The organism is Mycobacterium sp. IDUB_28 (assembly GCF_055419285.1).
The window spans coordinates 550,156-568,186 of sequence record NZ_JBVAXK010000002.1 but is presented as its reverse complement, the minus strand read 5'-3'; the positions used below and the strand labels follow the sequence as shown (position 1 = coordinate 568,186).

16 protein-coding genes are annotated in these 18,031 nt (G+C 66.8%); 7 read left to right on the top strand and 9 right to left on the bottom strand.

What is annotated here, in order from left to right; translation table 11 throughout:
• Nucleotides 1–288 precede the first annotated feature (288 nt).
• The 4 genes from ACZYZ9_RS06425 (at nt 289) to ACZYZ9_RS06410 (ending at nt 5,121) form a co-directional block, all read left to right on the top strand.
• Nucleotides 289–1,158 (top strand): DUF4344 domain-containing metallopeptidase, encoded by an 870-nt coding sequence (locus tag ACZYZ9_RS06425; RefSeq protein ID WP_463825367.1) that lies wholly within the window; start codon nt 289–291, stop codon nt 1,156–1,158.
• A gap of 95 nt (nt 1,159–1,253) precedes the next feature.
• Nucleotides 1,254–2,369, top strand: a complete 1,116-nt coding sequence (locus tag ACZYZ9_RS06420; RefSeq protein WP_463825366.1) for a glycosyltransferase — start codon at nt 1,254–1,256, stop codon at nt 2,367–2,369.
• 471 nt (nt 2,370–2,840) lie between these two features.
• Nucleotides 2,841–4,010 (top strand): M24 family metallopeptidase, encoded by a 1,170-nt coding sequence (locus tag ACZYZ9_RS06415; RefSeq protein WP_463825469.1) that lies wholly within the window; start codon nt 2,841–2,843, stop codon nt 4,008–4,010.
• Nucleotides 4,000–5,121 (top strand): M24 family metallopeptidase, encoded by a 1,122-nt coding sequence (locus ACZYZ9_RS06410; protein ID WP_463825365.1) that lies wholly within the window; start codon nt 4,000–4,002, stop codon nt 5,119–5,121. Before ACZYZ9_RS06415 ends, ACZYZ9_RS06410 begins: the two co-directional genes overlap by 11 nt.
• A gap of 175 nt (nt 5,122–5,296) precedes the next feature.
• Here the strand turns inward: ACZYZ9_RS06410 and ACZYZ9_RS06405 are convergent, their stop codons facing one another.
• The 8 genes from ACZYZ9_RS06405 to ACZYZ9_RS06370 all read right to left on the bottom strand — a co-directional run bounded on the left by ACZYZ9_RS06405 (nt 5,297) and on the right by ACZYZ9_RS06370 (nt 14,138).
• Nucleotides 5,297–6,577 carry a hypothetical protein gene (locus ACZYZ9_RS06405; RefSeq protein ID WP_463825468.1) on the bottom strand — a complete coding sequence of 427 codons (1,281 nt, stop codon included), beginning with the start codon at nt 6,575–6,577 and terminating at the stop codon, nt 5,297–5,299.
• Between the two features lie 26 nt (nt 6,578–6,603).
• Entirely contained in the window at nt 6,604–7,368 is a 765-nt protein-coding gene (locus ACZYZ9_RS06400) for an SDR family NAD(P)-dependent oxidoreductase (protein ID WP_463825364.1), read from the bottom strand.
• Nucleotides 7,365–9,665, bottom strand: coding sequence for a CaiB/BaiF CoA-transferase family protein (locus ACZYZ9_RS06395; RefSeq protein ID WP_463825363.1), 2,301 nt, complete (start codon nt 9,663–9,665; stop codon nt 7,365–7,367). Before ACZYZ9_RS06395 ends, ACZYZ9_RS06400 begins: the two co-directional genes overlap by 4 nt.
• A gap of 19 nt (nt 9,666–9,684) precedes the next feature.
• Nucleotides 9,685–10,653, bottom strand: a complete 969-nt coding sequence (locus tag ACZYZ9_RS06390) for an enoyl-CoA hydratase/isomerase family protein (protein WP_463825362.1) — start codon at nt 10,651–10,653, stop codon at nt 9,685–9,687.
• Between the two features lie 36 nt (nt 10,654–10,689).
• Nucleotides 10,690–11,526: a mycofactocin-coupled SDR family oxidoreductase gene (locus ACZYZ9_RS06385; RefSeq protein ID WP_463825361.1), complete on the bottom strand. Its 837-nt coding sequence runs from the start codon at nt 11,524–11,526 to the stop codon at nt 10,690–10,692.
• A gap of 279 nt (nt 11,527–11,805) precedes the next feature.
• Complete coding sequence (locus ACZYZ9_RS06380) at nt 11,806–12,492, bottom strand: TetR/AcrR family transcriptional regulator (protein WP_463825360.1); 687 nt, start codon at nt 12,490–12,492, stop codon at nt 11,806–11,808.
• Nucleotides 12,493–12,575: 83 nt separating this feature from the next.
• Complete coding sequence (locus ACZYZ9_RS06375; RefSeq protein WP_463825359.1) at nt 12,576–12,821, bottom strand: hypothetical protein; 246 nt, start codon at nt 12,819–12,821, stop codon at nt 12,576–12,578.
• Nucleotides 12,822–12,920: 99 nt separating this feature from the next.
• On the bottom strand, nt 12,921–14,138 hold the full coding sequence (locus tag ACZYZ9_RS06370) for an FAD-dependent oxidoreductase (RefSeq protein ID WP_463825358.1): 1,218 nt from the start codon (nt 14,136–14,138) through the stop codon (nt 12,921–12,923).
• Nucleotides 14,139–14,240: 102 nt separating this feature from the next.
• Here ACZYZ9_RS06370 and ACZYZ9_RS06365 point away from each other — a divergent pair, with 102 nt between their 5' ends.
• Genes ACZYZ9_RS06365 through ACZYZ9_RS06355 form a run of 3 tightly spaced genes read left to right on the top strand, consistent with a single transcriptional unit; the run spans nt 14,241 to nt 17,355 of the window.
• Nucleotides 14,241–14,867 (top strand): TetR/AcrR family transcriptional regulator, encoded by a 627-nt coding sequence (locus ACZYZ9_RS06365; RefSeq protein ID WP_463825357.1) that lies wholly within the window; start codon nt 14,241–14,243, stop codon nt 14,865–14,867.
• 17 nt (nt 14,868–14,884) lie between these two features.
• Nucleotides 14,885–16,468 carry a fatty-acid--CoA ligase FadD1 gene (gene fadD1 / locus ACZYZ9_RS06360; protein WP_463825356.1) on the top strand — a complete coding sequence of 528 codons (1,584 nt, stop codon included), beginning with the start codon at nt 14,885–14,887 and terminating at the stop codon, nt 16,466–16,468.
• 17 nt (nt 16,469–16,485) lie between these two features.
• Nucleotides 16,486–17,355: an NYN domain-containing protein gene (locus ACZYZ9_RS06355; RefSeq protein ID WP_463825355.1), complete on the top strand. Its 870-nt coding sequence runs from the start codon at nt 16,486–16,488 to the stop codon at nt 17,353–17,355.
• Here ACZYZ9_RS06355 and ACZYZ9_RS06350 read toward each other — a convergent pair.
• A complete protein-coding gene (locus ACZYZ9_RS06350; RefSeq protein ID WP_463825354.1) occupies nt 17,352–18,017 on the bottom strand; it encodes a hypothetical protein in 666 nt (221 codons plus the stop codon). The two genes, ACZYZ9_RS06355 and ACZYZ9_RS06350, sit on opposite strands and share 4 nt — an antisense overlap.
• Between the last annotated feature and the right edge of the window lie 14 nt (nt 18,018–18,031).

Below are 18,031 nucleotides of genomic sequence, written 5' to 3'. Positions count from 1 at the left end.
CGTGAACCTCAGCCGCGCCGCGCGAATGTCACGCGGCGGCTCATAGGAGTTCAACGGGCGCATCACCTTCTCATTCGATACCGAACCCGGGCCCGGACGGAATCGGCTAATTCAACCACCACTGTCCTCAGTTCGACAGCGATTTGCCGCGGCCGCGGTCGCACGGATGGCGCGTCAAGCGAGTGTTTCGCCGTTTCTTGCACGCCGGTGTCGTAACGTTTCCACAGGTCCGGGCAGACCTCGAGAACGTTACGACACCGGCACCGCGCCACGAAGGGGGCACGCGACATGCGGAGGCCAGTCATCGTCGTCGCCGCCTGCGCGGCCCTACTGGTGGCCGGATGCAGCGAGGCGAAGAATCATCACCCGTCCGGGAGCAGCCGGCCGTCGCCAGAAGCGGCGGCGACCTCGCAACCCGGTAACCCGACCGAGCCGCCGGTGGTGGCGAAGATGACGTTGCGCTATGAGGAGGCCACCACCCCCGAGGCGCAACGCGGCCGCCAGCTGATGGTGGACGCAAAGGTGTTGGAGAGCGTCGCGGGCCACGTCAACGACACCTTGAACCTGCCGCATGACGTCGGCGCCGTGGCCAAGCAGTGCGGTGAGGCCAACGACTACTGGGATCCCAACCTCAACGAGATTCAACTGTGCTACGAAGACATTCAGCAAAGCGAAGAGAGATTCGCCCGCGCTGAGAACCCGGATCCGGCGCTGGCCGCGGTCAACGCGACGATCTCCGGCTTCTACCACGAACTCGGCCACGCCACGCTGTCCATCTACGAGCTCGCTTTCACCGGCCGCGAAGAGGATGTTGCCGACCAACTGTCGGCTTTCGAGCTGCTGGACCCCGGCGCCGACGGCAAGCCTTATCCCAATGGGGTACGCATCGCGACCGACACTGCGCAGGATTGGCGGCTGAGCGCCAAAGAGGCGGGCGACGCCAACGAACTGCCGTTCTGGGACGGCCACTCGATGGACATCACCCGGATGTACAACTGGGAATGCTGGATCTACGGGTCGGACACGACGGCCAACGCCGGCATCGTGTCCTCGGGTGACTTACCGGAAGACCGCGCCGGCAACTGCGAAGAGGAATTCCAGAACATGTCCAGGGCGTGGCGCCAGATGTTGGGGCCGCACCTGAAGAAACCCAGCTGAGCCGCCGCAGCGCCCGACGGGATTTCACGCGGTATTCAGGCAGCAGTCGGTCCGCGCTCGTCGACCGCACATGAGCACCGGATTCCCTCAGGCGTATGCGGGTGGTACAGGTCGCCAACTTCTACGGACCCAGATCCGGCGGGCTACGCACGGCGGTCGACCGACTGGGCGCGGAATACTGCGCCAGGGATCACGAGGTTTTCCTGATCGTCCCCGGTCAACGCGCAGACCGCCGCACTCTGGACAGCGGGGTCGTCCGGATCACGTTGCCCGCCAGACTGCTTCCGCGCACCGGCGGCTACCGGGCGATCATGCCCGGGCCGGTGTGCGCCCTGCTGGAGTCGCTGCGACCGGACGCCCTGGAGGTTTCCGATCGGCTGACGCTGCGCTCGCTGGGCCGGTGGGGCCGCGAGCACGGTGCCACCACCGTGATGATCTCCCACGAACGCCTGGATCGCCTTGCCGGGCAAGTGCTTCCGCGTCGCGCCGCGCAGCGGGTGGCTGATTTCGCCAACCGGCGCACCGCCGCCGACTACGACACCGTGGTGTGCACCACCGCGTTCGCCCGCGCCGAATTCGACCGGATCGGCGCGACCAACACCGTCACCGTCCCGCTGGGCGTCGACCTGCACACCTTCCACCCGCGGCAGCGTTGCGCCGAGCTGAGACGCAACTTCGCGGCGCCCGAACAGCTGCTGCTGGTCCACTGTGGCCGGTTGTCGGTGGAGAAACGCGCCGACCGCAGCATCGATGCGCTGGCTTCACTGTGCGACGCCGGCGTCGATGCCCGCCTTGTCGTCGTGGGAACCGGCCCACTGCAGGCCCGGCTGCAGCGTCAGGCCGCCGGGCTACCGGTCGACTTCACCGGGTTCGTCGCCGACCGGCACACCGTCGCCGCCCTGCTGGCCTCCGCCGACGTCGCTCTCGCACCGGGACCGCACGAGACGTTCGGGCTGGCCGCCCTGGAATCGCTGGCATGTGGCACGCCGGCCGTGGTGTCGCGCACCTCGGCCCTGGCCGAGATTGTCACCGCCGACAGCGGCGCGCTCGCCGACAACGATCCGGTGGCCATCGCACACGCGGCCCGCGACATCGTCGGCCGGCCCGAGTCGCAGCGGCGGATGGGCGCGCGGCACCGCGCCGAGATGTTCACCTGGCAGCGGTCGGCCGCCGGCATGCTGACATCGCTGGACACCAGGCAGGCGTCCTAGCCCCCGCGCAGGTCAGTTGGCGAGGTCGCACGAATCGATCAACCCCGGCCCGTAGGTGGTGGCGCCGCATTCGCATTCCCACCGGATATGCGGGCCACACGAACACGACACCGTGACTACCGTCATGTGTCCCGGCAACAACCAGTGACCGCGCGGGCAGCGCCGCGGCGGCCGGTCCGCCCAGTTTGCAAGCGAAACGTGCGACCGCTCGCCGACATCAAGACTCACGCGGATCACGGTCGCATCTGAATCGCCGCGAAATCCAGTGCGCTACATCGATTGTGACCCTTCGTTGCCGCTCCTTGACCGTGTCGTTGCACAAATGGCGGAGCCGGCTGCCGAGGTGGACGCCTCATCTACAGTGGATCGGGTGTTCGGGTGCGGTGTCGCGGTGCCGGGGTCGGCGTGACCGCACGACTCGCCGCGCGCGGTTCGGTGATCGATATCCCCGACGAGCCGGACCGGGTGCGGATGCACGCCGAGACGGGTGCCCGGTTGCGCTCGGCGATGACTCAGCACGGAGTCGACGCGCTGATCCTGCTGCTGAACGGCCATGTCGGATACGCCACCGGGGTCAGTTGGCCGTTGCTGGACGCCGGCCTGTCGCACGTCGAGCGACCCGTCGCCGTGGTGTTGGCTGACGACGAGCATCCGCACCTGTTCATGCCGTTCCGCAGCGGCGTCGCCATCCAGAGCCAGGTCCCCGCCGATCACCTGCACGCCCCGGTGTATCTCGAATTCGACCGTGGGGTAGCGCATTTCGCTCAGATTCTGAGCGGATTGATCTCGCCGGGCGCCGCCGTCGCCGTGGACGAGCTGACCGGCGCCATGCGGCGAGCCGGTGCTGCGCTGTTTCCCGCCGGACCACCGTCAGACGCGGCAGTGGTGCTGGCGGCGGCCCAGCTGGTCAAGACCCGTGACGAACTTTCCTGCATCCGTCGCGCCAGTCGGATCACCGAGCAGGCGGTGAGCGACGTGCAGCAGGCCCTGGCCCCGGGGGTGCGCCAGATCGATCTGTCGGCGGCGTTCGTCCGGCGCGCATTCGAACTGGGTGCCACCGCGAACATGCTGGAAGCAATCTGGCAGGTGATGCCGGCTTCGCGCGCTACGGGGGTCTGGACCACCCACGGCGATCTGGCCCTGCCGCTGTTGACCACCGACCGCGAACTGGCAGCTGGTGACGTGTTGTGGACCGATATCAGCATCAGCTACGCCGGGTACTGCTCGGACTTCGGGCGCACCTGGCTGGTGGGCGAAGAACCCACGCCGCGTCAGCAACAGCAGTTCGCGCAGTGGCGGGCCATCCTGGAGGCCGTCCTGGCAGTCACCAGAGCCGGCGCCACGTCGGGCGACCTGGCCCGGGCCGCGATCGCGGCCAACGGCGGGCGCAAGCCGTGGCTACCGCATTTCTACCTGGGGCACGGGATCGGTACCTACCCCGCCGAAAGCCCCATGATCGGAACCGATCTCGGTGCGGAGTTCGACGACAATTTCATGTTCCCGGCCGGCATGGTGCTGGTGTTGGAGCCGGTGGTGTGGGAAGACGGTACCGGCGGATATCGCAGTGAGGAGATCGTGGTGGTCACCGAGAACGGTTACACCCCGATCACCGACTACCCCTACTCCCCGTATGGCGACTGAAGTCTCGCCCGATTCACCGGCGCTGCGGATGGCCCGCCGCGAGCGCGCGCTGGCCCAGATGGCAGCACACGATCTCGACGTCCTGGTCCTCGGGCGGCAGGCCAATATCCGCTACGTCACCGGGGCGCCGCAACTGTGGATCGCCGGGACCCGTCCGTTCGGGCCGATGTGTGTGGTGGTGCGCGCGGACGGACGGATCTATCTGAACAGCACCGATGACGAGGGCGTCCCGGAGGAGATCAGCCACGACCAGCTCTACGGGCTGGCTTGGAACCCCATGACTCTCATCGAGGTGATCAAAGGAATCGAGGGAGCTGCCACCGCCCGCCGGGTCGGCACCGACGCGATCACCCCCACCTTCGCGGCGTTACTGCCGCTGGCGTTTCCGCATGCCAACATCGTCGACGGTGAACCCGCGTTGACTGCCGCGCGACGCAGCAAGTGCCCCGAGGAGATCACGGCCATGGGACCGGCGCTGCGGGTGGCCGACCGCGGCCTCGCTGCCGCGGTCGCCGAACTGCGACCGGGGGTTGCCGAGCAGACTTTGACCGGCGCGATGCTCGAGGCGATGGCCGCCGGTGGCGTCAGCACGCCGGCCACCCAGGACTGCACCTGGGTGACGTCGCACGAAGACCCGTGGCGTCGCGCCGGGACCGAGATACGCGCGGGAGACTTGGTCGCGTTCTCCGCCGGTGCGCTGGCCGACGGTTACGTGGCCGAGATCGCCCGGACCTGGCCGGCCGGCCAGGCTGCCGGTGAGCCCGTTCGCGATCTCTACCGACGCTCAAATGCCCTGCACGACAAGCTCATTGCAGGCTGTCGTGCCGGTGCTCCGGTGCAGGGGTTGCTCGCGGCTTATCCGGCCGTCGGCGAGCCGCTGCCGCCGATGCCCGTCGCGCACGGACTCGGGCTGGGTTTCGATCCGCCCGTGGTAACCGAAAAACTCTGTCTCGCAACGGACGACGAGTGCCTGGCGACCGGAATGGTGCTGGCGATCACCGGGTACGTGTGGCAGCGGGGGTTGGGCGGGGTATTGCGTCGCGACACCGTGCTGATCACTGACGGTGCCGCAGCGGTACTGTCCGACAGCCCGTCCTGGGCTGCGACGTAGGCCCTCCAGCTTGGCGTCCTGCGCCGATAGCGATAAATCAGCAGGTATGCCGGCTTGGGGTCGGCCGAGCACGTCACCAGCGGCAGCTTCGGATCGTCGTTGCCGGACCTTCGGCACCGCACCTGCTCACCGCGACGTCGGCGCGATCGTCGACTCGTCGAGGGCTTAAATCGAGTCAGCGCTGAGCGTCTTCGGCGAGAAGTTCGTCCAGCAACCCGCCGACGCGGTGCTGCTCCCACAGGTTCAGCAGGTTCGACAACATCTGCAGCGGTGCGCGCACGCTTTCGTCGTCCCGGATGCGCGGATCCTTGCGGTTCTCCGGCACATCAGCACCGAAGCGGCGGAGGATCAACGCAGGCACGTCCAACAACCAGGCAACACCCATCACCGCCGCGTACAGCAGCAGGTGCCGGCGCAGCCGGTCCGGGTCCAGCCGTGGGCCTCCGCTGCCGACGAACTCCGCAACGAAGATGTCCAGCAGTTCGCCGAGATGACAGTTCCACACACCGATTTCGGCACCCGACATGGCTCCCCACAGGGCCATGCCCAGATTCATCTGACCGACGCAACCCCAATCCAGCAGACCACAGTTGAGGACACCGTCCGCACCCGTCCAGAACCAGGCGTTGTCCACATTGGCATTCCAGTGACACAGTGCGATGTAGTCGGCGTCGCCGGCCAGTGCACGCAGCACGACCGCCTCATGTGCGGCGACCCGCGGTACGTCGTGGTCCAGGCGAGCCAGGAATTGCCGATCGCGGACGTTCGCGGGAAGCAACCCGGGATGGGTCCCGACGAATTCACGCAGTTGGACCAACCGTCGCTCCAGCTGTCCGGCGCGCTGGTCCGCACGCTCCCCCACGGTGGCCGACTGCACGTCCAGCGGGAAGCGTGCGGTCAGTCGGTCCGGTAACCGCCCGGAGCGGTGCGTGCCGGCCAGTCGGGCCAGCGCGGTGACCAGCGCCCGGTAGTGCTCGACAGGTGCCACCATGTCGTAGTCCAGGCATTTGTGGTAATGGCGTTCGATTCCATTGGCGCCGAACGGGATTCGTTCGGTGATCAGTATTCCCGTGCCGGTGGCCTGCTGGTAGTCGGCAAACAGCACGTCCGGCACGGCGATGGGGAAACCGGGTGTTCGCGATAGTGCGGCGAACCGAACTTCAGGCTCCATCTGGGTTCTGCCGCGGTCGCGAACGGGATTGTCGAGGTCGCGGGAGAACTTCACGAACAACTCGGTGTGCGCGCCCGGTTCGGGCCGGCGGTATTCGACTGAGAGCACCGCCTTACGCCCGGTGCTGCCGCCGCCGATCTCGTTGCAGGCGACGATGCGGGTCACGCAGTTGTCCGGCGACAACGCGCCCGAGGCCCGGAAGGCGTCGGTCAGAAAGCGCTGCCCGCCGGCACGCAACGCATCCGGGTGCACGGGGATCGGCAACGCCGAGCCATCGCCAAGCACCCACCGGTCGGCTGGCAGGCGGGGGGTCACCACGTCTGCTCGGCGGCCCGCACCAGCATGTGGTTGACGGCCACCCGCCGGTCGCGACTGACCATGTACAGCACCGCGTCAGCGATGTCCTCCGGCACCAGTTTGACCATATCGGCGGTCTGGCGTTCGAATGCGGCACGCGAGGGCTCAGTGAGGTGGGTGAAGATCTCGGTGTCGACGGTGCCGGGGCCCACCACTCCGACGCGGACCCGTTTGGCGATCATCTCCTGGCGGATGCCTTCGCTGAACGCGTTGATTCCGAACTTGGTCAGTGAGTAGACCGCCGTCCCGGGCCGGGCCACCCAGCCCGCGGTGGAGCTGATGGTAACCAGATCGGCGACTCCGCGCGGTGAATCCGCAGCGGCGGCAACAAGATACGGCAGGACCGTGCGGGCGACGTAGAGCACGCCCTGAATATTGACGGCCACCATGTCGTCCCAGTCCTGCAGCGCCGCCTCGGTCGCGGGTCCGGACTGCATCAGACCGGCATTGTTCACCACGATGTCCAGCCGCCCCAGTTCAACGACGGCCCGCTCGACGGCTGCCGCCACCTGCGCCGAGTCGGTGACATCGGCGGGTACCGCCAACGCCGTGCCCCCGGCGGATTCGATCTCGGTCTGCAGGGCGCGCAGGCGATCGGCTCGCCGGGCCAGCAATGCGACTGCGACCCCTTGCGAGGCAAGGAGTTTGGCTGTCGCGGCGCCGATACCGCTGCTGGCGCCGGTCACCAGCGCCGCGGTGCCGGCCAGTGTCGCCGTCATGATCCGATCAGCTCGGTCAGCACGTCATCGGTGTCCTGACCCAGACACGGCGCCCCGCGGGTGATGTCCGCCGGGCATCGGGCCAATCGCCACGACGGACCGACGATCGGCCGTTGACCTTCGCGGTGATCGCTGACGAACCGGTACAGCCCGCGATCCCAGAGTCGTTGGTCGCCGATCACGTCCGAGGACGTGGCGCACTTGCACGCTGCGATGCCGGCTTCCCGCAATCGCTCGCCCAGGACAGCGGCGTCGTGATCGCGGGTGCGGCAGGCGAGTTCGTCGTCGAGGGCCCCGGCGTTCGCGAGCCGATCAGGCAATGTCGCGTATCGCACGTCGGTGGCCAGCAGGGGCACCTCGAGTACCCGGCAAAGTCGTTGCCACTCCGCCTCGTTGGCGACGGCGATGCTGATCCAGGCACCGTCTGCGCACGGATAGCAGCCGTGCGGGCACAGGTCGGGATGGTTGTTGCCGACGGGGCCGAGCCGTCTTCCGGTCAGGCTCTGTTCGAGCAGACTGTCCCCGATCATCGACGACAAGGTTTCCACGGCGGATACGTCGACGAACTGCCCGACGCCGGTAATCGTGCGATGCACCAACGCCACCACGGCTGCAAAGGCCGCTGCCGCACCGACCGTGGAATCCCCGTAGCGCATGCTGGCGCCGCGTGGTGGCCCGCCGGGATACCCGACCAGCGCGGCCAGGCCAGCCAGTGCTGCGAAACACGGCGCGTAGCCGGTCTGGTGGCCCAGTGGGCCGTCATTGCCCCACATCTTGATCGACACCGAGATGATGTCCGGTTTGATCGCCACGAGTTGCTGATAGCCGAGACCATGGCGCTCCATTGCGCCGGGACGCAGGTTGTTGAGCACGATGTCGCTGTGCGCGATCAGCTCGCGCAGTCGCCTCATGCCGCCGGGAGACTTGATATCGAGGTCGACGCTGCGGATCTCCGGGTTGATGCTGAGGAAATACGGCGCGTGGTCGATGTCGGTGCCGCCGTAGGCGCGCATCTCCTCCGGGTTGGTTGCGGTCTCGACCTTGATCACCTCGGCGCCCAGCAGTGCCAGCAATTTGCCCGCGTAGGGCCCGGCCCACACTTTGGTGAGCTCGACGACGCGCACCCCTTCCAGGGGGCCACCGCGCGGGTGCCTCGGTGACCTGAGTGGGGCGAGCGCCGGCCGAACTGCGGGCTGCGGGTCACGACCGGTGATCTGCTGTGTGTGTTGTCCGAGAGTTGGTGCAGCAGCGGCGATCTCGGCCGGAGAAGCGCTCAGCGTGTACGGGACGGTGGGATAGGAGCCGGTGCCCAATACCGGATGGCGCAGCTTCGTGAAATAGCGGCGGTGCCGGTACTGAGCGGATCGGTGCAGATCGCCGGCCTCGTTGACCGGGACCAGCGGCACGCCCAGGCGCTGAGCGCGGTCGGTGGCGACGTCTTTGTCCAGGACACGGACCCACTCGGCGAAGCCGCGCTGAAAGGCGGCGACCTTCTGCGCGGTCACCGAGAATTCCAGCCAGTCGTCGTCGAACGCGTCCAGCCAGCTCGGATGATCCAGCAGCGCCTTGATACCCAGCCAATGGGCTCGGCTGGTCACGTACAGGTAGACGTAACCGTCCGCGCACCGGAAGAACGATGCCGGACCGCGCTGGTCGTAGGCACTGCGGTCAGCGCCGGCCGCGTCCTCGCCCGCGACGAACCGCCCGACGATGCAGTCGGCGCGGGAGACCAGCACTGCCTGTGTGGAGATGTCGATCGATTCGCCCTGGCCGCCGTGCAGCCGCCGGAACAGTGCGGAGCCGATGCACAACGCTGCATCGAGTGCGGCTTCGTAGTCGGGGAGAAAGCGTCCGGGACCCTGCAGTGGCGGCTCGGCGGGGCCGGCGTGGCTGGGTGTGTGGTAACCCCAGCCGCTGGCCTGAAATACGTTGATGCTCTTGGCATTGTCGAAGTCACCGGGGCCGAACGGGCTGATCGTGCAGAACACGGCCTCAGGGTGGCGTTCCGCCAGGTGCGCGGCCCCGAGGACGACATCGGCTCCGCGGAGCAGCTGGTGCAGCTGCGCGTCGTCGACATCGAGCGCGACCGAGTATTTGTTGGTGTTCAGATAGCCGAATAAGGCGCTGCCGTCGCACCCCTCGGCAAGTATCGGTCCCATCGCGCGGGTGCGGCTGCCACTGCCCGGCGCCTCGACCTTGATGACTTCTGCGCCGAAGTCGGACAGCAACTTGCCGCAGTACTCGGCAGCCACCGAGTCGTCGAGCTCGACGACCCGGAAGCCGCTCAGTGCCGACATGCCCTCGCCACCGACACGATCAGGGCTTCTTGCGTCCCGATCGACTGAGCCGCCACTCCGGCGGGAAGTTCAGGTCGTTGTCCTTGACTACGTTGTTGAGGCCCTTCTCGAAAGTGCCCGCGGTCAGGTCGACCTCCTGCGCGTCGTTGGCGATCATCGGCAGCATGCCCTCCACCATGCCGGTGAGCAGGCTGCCGAAGTACTCACCTTTGTGCTGTTTGTAGAGCTCCAGGAACGTCTTCTGCACCGCGACGGTGTCGGTCGGGCGGGAACGCGAACACGCCAGCGCGTACTTCTCGGTCTCGGCTTCCAGCTTGTCGCGGGGCACGACGCTGTTGACGAACCCGCACTCGTACATTTCCTTGGCGCTGAACGGCCTTCCGGTGAAAAGCATTTCGGAGAACTTACGCAGGCCCATCGTCTCGGCCCACCACCACAACCGCGGGCCCCAGCCGACGTAGCGGAACGCGGGGTGACCGAACAGTGCATCGTCGGAGGAGATCACCAGGTCGGCATCGCCGGCCTGATAGAAGTGCCAGCCGTAGCAGTAACCCTTGGCCTCGATGATGCTGATCTTGCGAAGTTCCTGCAGCGGACGGTTGCCGGCCTTCGCCTTGGCGTAGAAGTCGGTGACGGTGGACAGGTAGCGGTACGACCCGCCCGGTGGGTACTTCACGTCGTCGTCGTTGATCGCGAGTTCGTGCAGCAGCGGCATGCCCGGGTTCTCCAGCATGCCGCGCTGTTCGGGCAGGTCCCCGCCGCTGCCGAAATCCTCGCCCTCACCGCGGATCACCACCACCTTGACTTCGTCGTCCACGTTGCATTTGTGGATGATGTCGGCGTAGTTCTGCCGCATCCCCAGTGTGGTGGAGTTCTGTGCCTCGGGCCGGTCGAATGTGATGTACGCGATCCGGTTCTTGACGTCCTTTTCGAACCTGATGTACTGCTCGGCTTCTTTTTTCAGCTCTTCGTAGTCGTACTCGGGCATCAGTTCTCCAGTTCTGTTACTTGGTTGAGTCGGGGATCACTTGAGGAGCGCGCCGGCATCGACGGGCAGCGAAACGCCGGTGATATAACGAGATTCGTCCGAAGCGAGAAACAGCACCGCGTTGCTGATGTCGACGGCCTCCACCCACGGGACCGGCAACGTGTGCGTCATCTGCGAAAATGGGGCAAAGTCTTCGGGGCCGGGATTCTCCAGATCCGGCCGGAACAGCCGAAACGTCACCTCGTTCATCGTCATCGGTGTGTTGACCTGGCTGGGGTGCACCGAATTGACGCGAATCATGTGCTGCCCCAGTTCGACGGCGAAGCTGCGCATCAATCCCATGACGCCGTGCTTGGCCGCGATGTAGTGGCCGGTGTAGGCAAGCGCCTTGTGTGATCCGACTGAGCCGGTCAGCACGATTGAACCGCCCCGTTTTCCGGCAATCACATGTGGCACACCGGCTTTCACAGTCTTCCAGACGCCGGAGAGGTTGACGTCGATCATGTCCTGCCAGATCTGCTCCGGGATCTTGTGCAGTTTGTTGCCGAAAGTGCCGATGCCGGCATTGGCGACGACGATGTCGAGTCGGCCGAGTTGCGCGACCCCGCCGTCCACCGCGGACTTCAACGCGTCGTAGTCACGCACGTCGACCTGTACGGCCACGATGCGCCGACCCAGAGCCGTGACCAGGTCGACGGTTTCGTCCAGATCTGCCGGCGTGGAATGCGGGTAGGCCATGTTTTCGACCGGTCCGCAGATGTCGACCGCGATGATGTCGGCGCCTTCCTGGGCCAGTCGCACCGCGTGGGAGCGGCCCTGGCCCCGCGCGGCCCCGCTGATCAGCGCGACCTTACCCGCGACCCGGCCGGTCATCGCCGCGCGAACATCGGGTACGGGTCGGCGATCAGACCGACCTGGTGGGGATCGAAGTGGACCTGAGTGTCGGTGCTTGCCGTCACGAAAACCCTCCTGCCGCCGACCCTTTCACCTGCCGGAGACGCCCGGAAGGTTGCGTGGCGCACTGCTTTGACAGGCAATCGGTCCGGGCTCTCACCGAGGCCGCCATAGGAATATTCTCTATACTCGTAGAGAACCACACGGCGGGTTCCGAGGCAAGACCCGACACGGCGTGCCGCGCCGAAGCCGGGGCGCCTAGGTCTCGCGCCGGCCAGCCGGGGCCGGGTTGCCGGTGCCCGTCAGTCGTCCCTTCGCCGGGCTCTTGAGAATGCCGGTGGCTAGGGCCGCCAGGATCGTGTCGAGTTGTTCGGCGCTGTCGACGATCCGGTCGCCGTGGGCAAAACGCACCAACAGACCGTTGATGAAGGTCAAGGTTATGTTGCTCAGGTCTTCGATGACGGCGGATTCCATTTCGGCGCCGCGCGGCATCAGTTGCACCAGAATCTCGCGATGCAGTTTGGTGAAGGCGTTCGTTCCCTGCGCCAGGGTGGCTGCCAATTCCGGATCGCGGGCCGCCTGCATCGTCAGCTCGTACCTGGCCCGGGTCCGGGACAACTCCGGTTCGTGGCCGGACCGGATCACCACCTGCGCCAGCAGCGACGGCGAGCGCTGCGCCCGGCCGGTGTCGGACTCGTCCGCCACCGCCTGCAGGTTGGCGAGGTCCAACTCGGTCAGCCGCTCGGCCACCGCAAGCAACAGGGCTGATCGGGTGCGGAAGTAGAACGACGTGGTACCCGCGGGGACATTGGCCTTGCGGTCCACCTTCAGGTGGCTCAAACCTTTGGCACCGTCGTCGGCCAACAGCTGAATCGCCGCGTCGCACAGGTCGCGGCGGCGCTCGCCGGAGTTCGGCTTACGGCGCTTATCCCTGACTGGGGGCACGAACGAACTCTACATTGATAGAGAACCCACCCCGGGTCGACCCGCGCTATACCGCGGAAATGCCCCTAGCGGTGTTCGGCTGATCAGGTGCAGGGGATGCCGTGCGGGCCACCGATCCAGTGGCCAGGAGGCGATTGCCACGGGCAGAACTGCTTGACTTGCCCAGGCGGCAGTTGCTGCCACCCGTCCACCTGTCCGGGCGGAATCGGCGGCGGGCCCGGGATGTGCGGGCCTGGTTTTGCCTGCGCGGTACCGATGCCCAGGCCGAGCGATCCGGCGCCCAGGGCGGCCGCGATCAATGCTGTTCCTGCCGTCTTTTTGATATTCACGTTGCGTCCCCTCTCGGCTCGTGGAGCCATGTCACTGATGATGGCTACCCATACCGGCGGGAATCGAATCGCGACCCGATAGTGGGCCGGAGCACAGCGTCACGGGCGACGGGCATATGCCGGCGCATGCTCGGGCAGCACTCCGACCCCGATGAAGTACGCCGGAATCACCGTCAACCAGGGCAACCGCCGCACGACGGTGAGCAAAGCCGCCGGCGGAGCCGGGTCAGCCCCACGCAGCAGCGGGCCCAGCAGCCCGCGGTGCAGAATCCGCTGCACGAACTGGGTGACCGCGGTGGGAAGAATGCGGCGTCGGCGCACCGCTGCCAGCTCACGGCCGGTGACCCGCCGCGCCAGTAACGGTTCGGCCAGGATCGTCGCGGTCGCCACCGCGTCCTGCACCGCCAGGTTGATCCCGACGCCCCCCAACGGTGACATCGCGTGTGCGGCGTCCCCGATGCACAGCAACCCGTCGCAGTGCCAGCGGCGCAGTCGGTTCACCCGGACGTCGAGGTGCTTGACGTCGTCCATCGAGGCCAGCGCGTCCACCGACTCCGCCGCCTCGGGCACCAACGCGGCCACGTCGCGGCGGAATGCCGCCACGCCCCGGGCGCGCAACTGTGCGTCCGTGCCTTTGATGCCGATGTAGGCGATCTGGAAGTACCCCTCGCGTGGGATGACTCCCAGCGCCTTGCCCGGCGCGGTACGCGGCAGGAAAGAGAATTCGGTGTCGTCGTCGCGCGGCAACTTGAACCACCACACATCGAATTTCACCGGATAATCGCGCGCACGCAGTCCTGCTTCGTGACGCGCGATCGACCAGCGGCCGTCGCAGGCGACGGTCAGGTGAGCCCGCAGTTCACCGGGCCCGTCCGGACCCCGGTACTGCACGCCGACGACCCGGTCGCCCTCGCGCATCAGCCCGGTGACTTCGGTGTTCATCCGCAGTGAAAACGCCGGTTCGGCACGGGCGGCACGGGCAAGGAGGTTCAACAGATCCCACTGCGGCACCATCGCGATGAAAGGGTGCGGCTGGCGCAGTCGCTCGAAGTCGATGTAGGTCACCGATCGGCCATTCGAATTGAACGCCGCTTTACGGACTTCGGTAAATGGCAAGGCCGAGAACGACTCCCACAACCCGAGCTCGTCGAGCAGCCGCATCGTCGAGCAGTGCACCGTGTCACCGCGGAAGTCGCGCAGAAAGTCGCCGTGCTTCTCCAGCAGCGTGACGTCCACGCCCGCACGGGCCAGTAGGAGACCCAGCACCATGCCCGCCGGGCCGCCCCCGATGATTGCGCACGTCGTCTGCTCGGCCATTGGGGCAAGCATAGGACTCGCCGGACCGGATCCGCCGTGCAGCGAGGCGCACGACTGGAATAACCTGACGGGTGCAATGTTCTGCATCCAGGTCTTCGCACAGTGACGTCGCGACGAATCGCCCCGACTCGGCCCGCGCACGGCAACCAGATCCGGGCGCACCGCACTCGCGCCACGGTGATCGACACCACGGTCCAGATCGTGCTCGACGAGGGAATCGCCGCCGCCAGCGGCAGACACATCGCCGACACCGCGGGCGTCACCTGGGGAGTGATCCAGTATCACTTCGGTGACCGCGACGGACTGCTGATGGCGGTGGTCGACCGCGGGTTCAGCGAGTTGCTCGACGCCCTGCAGTCGTTGCCGCCCGCCACGCCGGACACCCCGACCCGCGAACGGGTGAGTTCGGTGGTGAGCGCGGCGTGGCAGGCGATGTCGAGCCCCGCCGCGCGCGCGGCCACCGAGATCCTGATCGGCACCCGCGCCAGCCGCGGCACCACCGCCACCGGCCATCTGAAACGACTGGGGAAGACATTCGACGCCTTGGGCGCCGCCCTCGACCGTGACCTGGACCCCACCCAGAGCGCCGCCATCGGCGGACATCTGCTGACCACATTGCGCGGCATGGTCGCCGGCCAACTGGTCATGCCCGGACCGGTGGACACCAGCAAGGAGCGCCGGGCCCTCGTGGAGATCCTGAGCAACTACCTCGATGCGCACCACCGATGACGGATGGAACCGAACCCATGACCGAGACAATCCAATCGCTGCTGCGGCAGCGGCTCGACGATCCGGCAATCGCGGTGAAATACGGTGACCTGCAATGGACTTGGCGTGAATACCTGGCCAAGTCCGCAGCCCAGGCCGCCGCCCTGCTGGCTGTTGCCGACCCGGACCGGCCGCTGCACATCGGCTCGTTGCTCGGCAACACGCCGGACATGCTGACGCAGATGGCGGCGGCCGGACTCGGCGGCTATGTGCTGTGCGGACTGAACACCACCCGCCGGGGCGCGGCGCTGGCCGCCGACATCCGGCGCTCGGACTGTCAGATCGTCGTCACCGATGCCGAGCAGCGGTCGCTGCTGGATGGCCTGGATCTGGGCGACACCTTGGTCCTCGACACCTCGACCCCGGAGTGGACGGAGATGATCGCCGGTGCGGGCGCACTGGTCCCCCACCGCCAGGTCGAGATGATGGACGCATTCATGATGATCTTCACCTCGGGTACCAGCGGCAATCCGAAAGCTGTGCAATTCCCGCACCTGATGCCGGTGTTCGCCGGGCGCAATCTCGCCGACCGCTTCGCCTTGACCGCGGCGGACACCTGCTATGTGTCCATGCCGCTGTTCCATTCCAACGCCGTGGTCGCCGGCTGGGCGCCGGCTGTGGTCTCCGGTGCCGCCATGGTGCCGGCGAAATTTTCAGCAACCCGGTTCCTCAGCGACATCCGCCGCCACAACGTCACCTACATGAACTACGTCGGCAAACCGCTCGCCTACATCCTGGCCACTCCCGAACGGGACGACGACGCCGACAACCCGCTGCGGGTGGCCTTCGGCAACGAGGCCAACGAGAAGGACATCAAGGAGTTCGCACGGCGCTTCGACACCAGGGTCGAGGACGGTTTCGGTTCCACCGAGAACGCGGTCATCGTGGTACGCGAACCCGGCACTCCGCCCGGTTCGATCGGAAAGGGGATGACCGGCGTCGCGGTCTACGACAGCGACACCGTCACCGAGTGCCCGGCGGCCCGCTTCGACGAACACGGCGCCCTGCTCAACGCCGACGAAGCCGTGGGTGAATTGGTCAACACGACGGGTTCGGGACTGTTCGCCGGCTACTACAACGACCCCGAAGCCAACGCCGAACGGATGCGGCACGGCATGTACTGGTCCGGTGACCTCGCCTACCGCGACGCCGAGGGCTGGATTTATCTGGCCGGGCGCACCGCCGACTGGATGCGGGTGGACGGGGAAAATCTGGCGGCCGCACCTATCGAGCGAGTTCTGTTGCGGCACAACGCAATAAACCGGGTGGCGGTGTACGCGGTTCCGGACGGACGGGTGGGCGACCAGGTAATGGCCGCGATCGTGCTGCACGAAGCTCGCGCCTTCGACCCCGACTCTTTCGAAGCGTTCCTCGACGCGCAGCCGGACCTGTCGCGCAAGGCGTGGCCACGGTACCTCCGGATCGCCGCCGAGCTGCCCAGCACCGCCACCCACAAGGTGCTCAAACGCCAGTTGATCGCCGAAGGGACCGCCATCGGTGCGGCCGAGTCGTTGTGGGTGCGCGAGGAACGGGGCACCGCGTATTCGTGTGTGGGCCGCTGATGACGGACGATGGCCGGATGACCGACTCCAGCGCAACCCGCGTCGCCGTCTACTTCGACTTCGACAACATCGTCATCTCGCGTTATGACCAGGTGCACGGCCGCAACACCTTCCAGCGGGACAAGGCCAAGGGCCTGGACAAAGACAAACTGCGGGTGGCCACCGTCGACCTGGGCGCGATCATGGATTTCGCGTCCTCGTTCGGCACGCTGGTGCTCACCCGCGCATACGCTGACTGGTCCGCGGAGGTCAACGCCAACTACCACGGCCAATTGGTCGGGCGCGCCGTCGACCTCGTTCAGCTGTTTCCGGCGGCCTCCTACGGCAAGAACGGCGCCGACATCCGGTTGGCGGTCGACGCCGTCGAGGACATGTTCCGGCTGCCGGACCTGACGCACGTGGTGATCGTCGGTGGCGACTCGGACTACATCGCGCTGGCGCAACGCTGCAAACGACTGGGCCGCTACGTGGTCGGGATCGGCGTGGCCGGTGCCAGCAGCGGATCGCTGGCGGCCGCCTGCGACGAGTTCGTCACCTATGACGCACTGCCCGGGATCTCCACCACCGCCGCCGCGCCTGCGCCGCGCAAGCGCGGCCGCCACGCCAGCGCCGCCGAACCCGAAGACGAGGCGCCGGCGCCCGACCCGCAGGCCGCCGCGACCGGGCTGCTCGAGCGCGCCCTTCGCATCAGCCAGGAAAAAGACGATGCCGACTGGCTGCACAATTCCATCGTCAAAGCACAAATGAAACGGATGAACCCGTCATTCAGCGAAAAGTCCCTGGGATTCAAGTCTTTCAGCGACTTCCTGCGGTCCCGCAGCGATCTGGTCGACCTCGACGAGAGCACCACCACCCGGATGGTGCGCCTGAAGAACGACAGCTCCTAACGATCGATCTCGCCGGCGATACCACGCTCGATGCCCGCCCGGGTGGTTGCCGGCAACACGATCAGACCGTCGAGTTCGGTACGCGCCAACGCGTAGGCGCGCTGGCGTTCCTGGGCGGTGGCGCCGTCGTCCGCGGCGACCCGGAACAGGCTCCGCGCCCGCACCAGACGCTGCTGTTCCTCGGTGGAGAAGTCGTTGGTGCGCCGGCGCATCGCTTCGGCTTCCGCGGCGTCGAACGCGGTGACGTAGTCCTCGACAGCATCGAGGTAGCGCCCCGCGGCCTCCCGGTCGTCGAAGAGATCTTCCGCACGCACCGGCTTGTGCAGGTCTGCCCGCAGTTTCGCCTTGTGGAACTTCATGGTGAGCGGATTGCGCATATCGGTCATCACCGGGAAGTCCAGCAGCCGCGATAGGTCCAATTCGTACTCCAGCCAACGGGCATCGGTCTGCTCGTGTGCGTCCAGTGCGCGTCTGACGGCCCGCCAGTGCGCCGCCGGCGTTGCGGTCGGTTGGCTGCGCACGGCAGGGGTTTCGGACGCGGCGGGGCCCTGCGGGCGGCCGGGCCGCTGGAAGGACGACAGCGCTTTGATACCGGCTGCAATCAACCCCACCAGCGGTAACACCAGCAGCAGCAACTCGATAAGCCGAAACAGCACTCCCACCAAGCCAGGATGCC

Coding starts and splice junctions, on each gene's coding strand:
- ACZYZ9_RS06425 (WP_463825367.1), top strand. CDS start 289: ATGCGGAGGCCAGTCATCGTCGTCGCCGCCTGCGCGGCCCTACTGGTG.
- ACZYZ9_RS06420 (WP_463825366.1), top strand. CDS start 1,254: ATGCGGGTGGTACAGGTCGCCAACTTCTACGGACCCAGATCCGGCGGG.
- ACZYZ9_RS06415 (WP_463825469.1), top strand. CDS start 2,841: ATGCACGCCGAGACGGGTGCCCGGTTGCGCTCGGCGATGACTCAGCAC.
- ACZYZ9_RS06410 (WP_463825365.1), top strand. CDS start 4,000: ATGGCGACTGAAGTCTCGCCCGATTCACCGGCGCTGCGGATGGCCCGC.
- ACZYZ9_RS06400 (WP_463825364.1), bottom strand. CDS start 7,368: ATGACGGCGACACTGGCCGGCACCGCGGCGCTGGTGACCGGCGCCAGC.
- ACZYZ9_RS06395 (WP_463825363.1), bottom strand. CDS start 9,665: ATGTCGGCACTGAGCGGCTTCCGGGTCGTCGAGCTCGACGACTCGGTG.
- ACZYZ9_RS06390 (WP_463825362.1), bottom strand. CDS start 10,653: ATGCCCGAGTACGACTACGAAGAGCTGAAAAAAGAAGCCGAGCAGTAC.
- ACZYZ9_RS06385 (WP_463825361.1), bottom strand. CDS start 11,526: ATGACCGGCCGGGTCGCGGGTAAGGTCGCGCTGATCAGCGGGGCCGCG.
- ACZYZ9_RS06370 (WP_463825358.1), bottom strand. CDS start 14,138: ATGGCCGAGCAGACGACGTGCGCAATCATCGGGGGCGGCCCGGCGGGC.
- fadD1 (WP_463825356.1), top strand. CDS start 14,885: ATGACCGAGACAATCCAATCGCTGCTGCGGCAGCGGCTCGACGATCCG.
- ACZYZ9_RS06355 (WP_463825355.1), top strand. CDS start 16,486: ATGACCGACTCCAGCGCAACCCGCGTCGCCGTCTACTTCGACTTCGAC.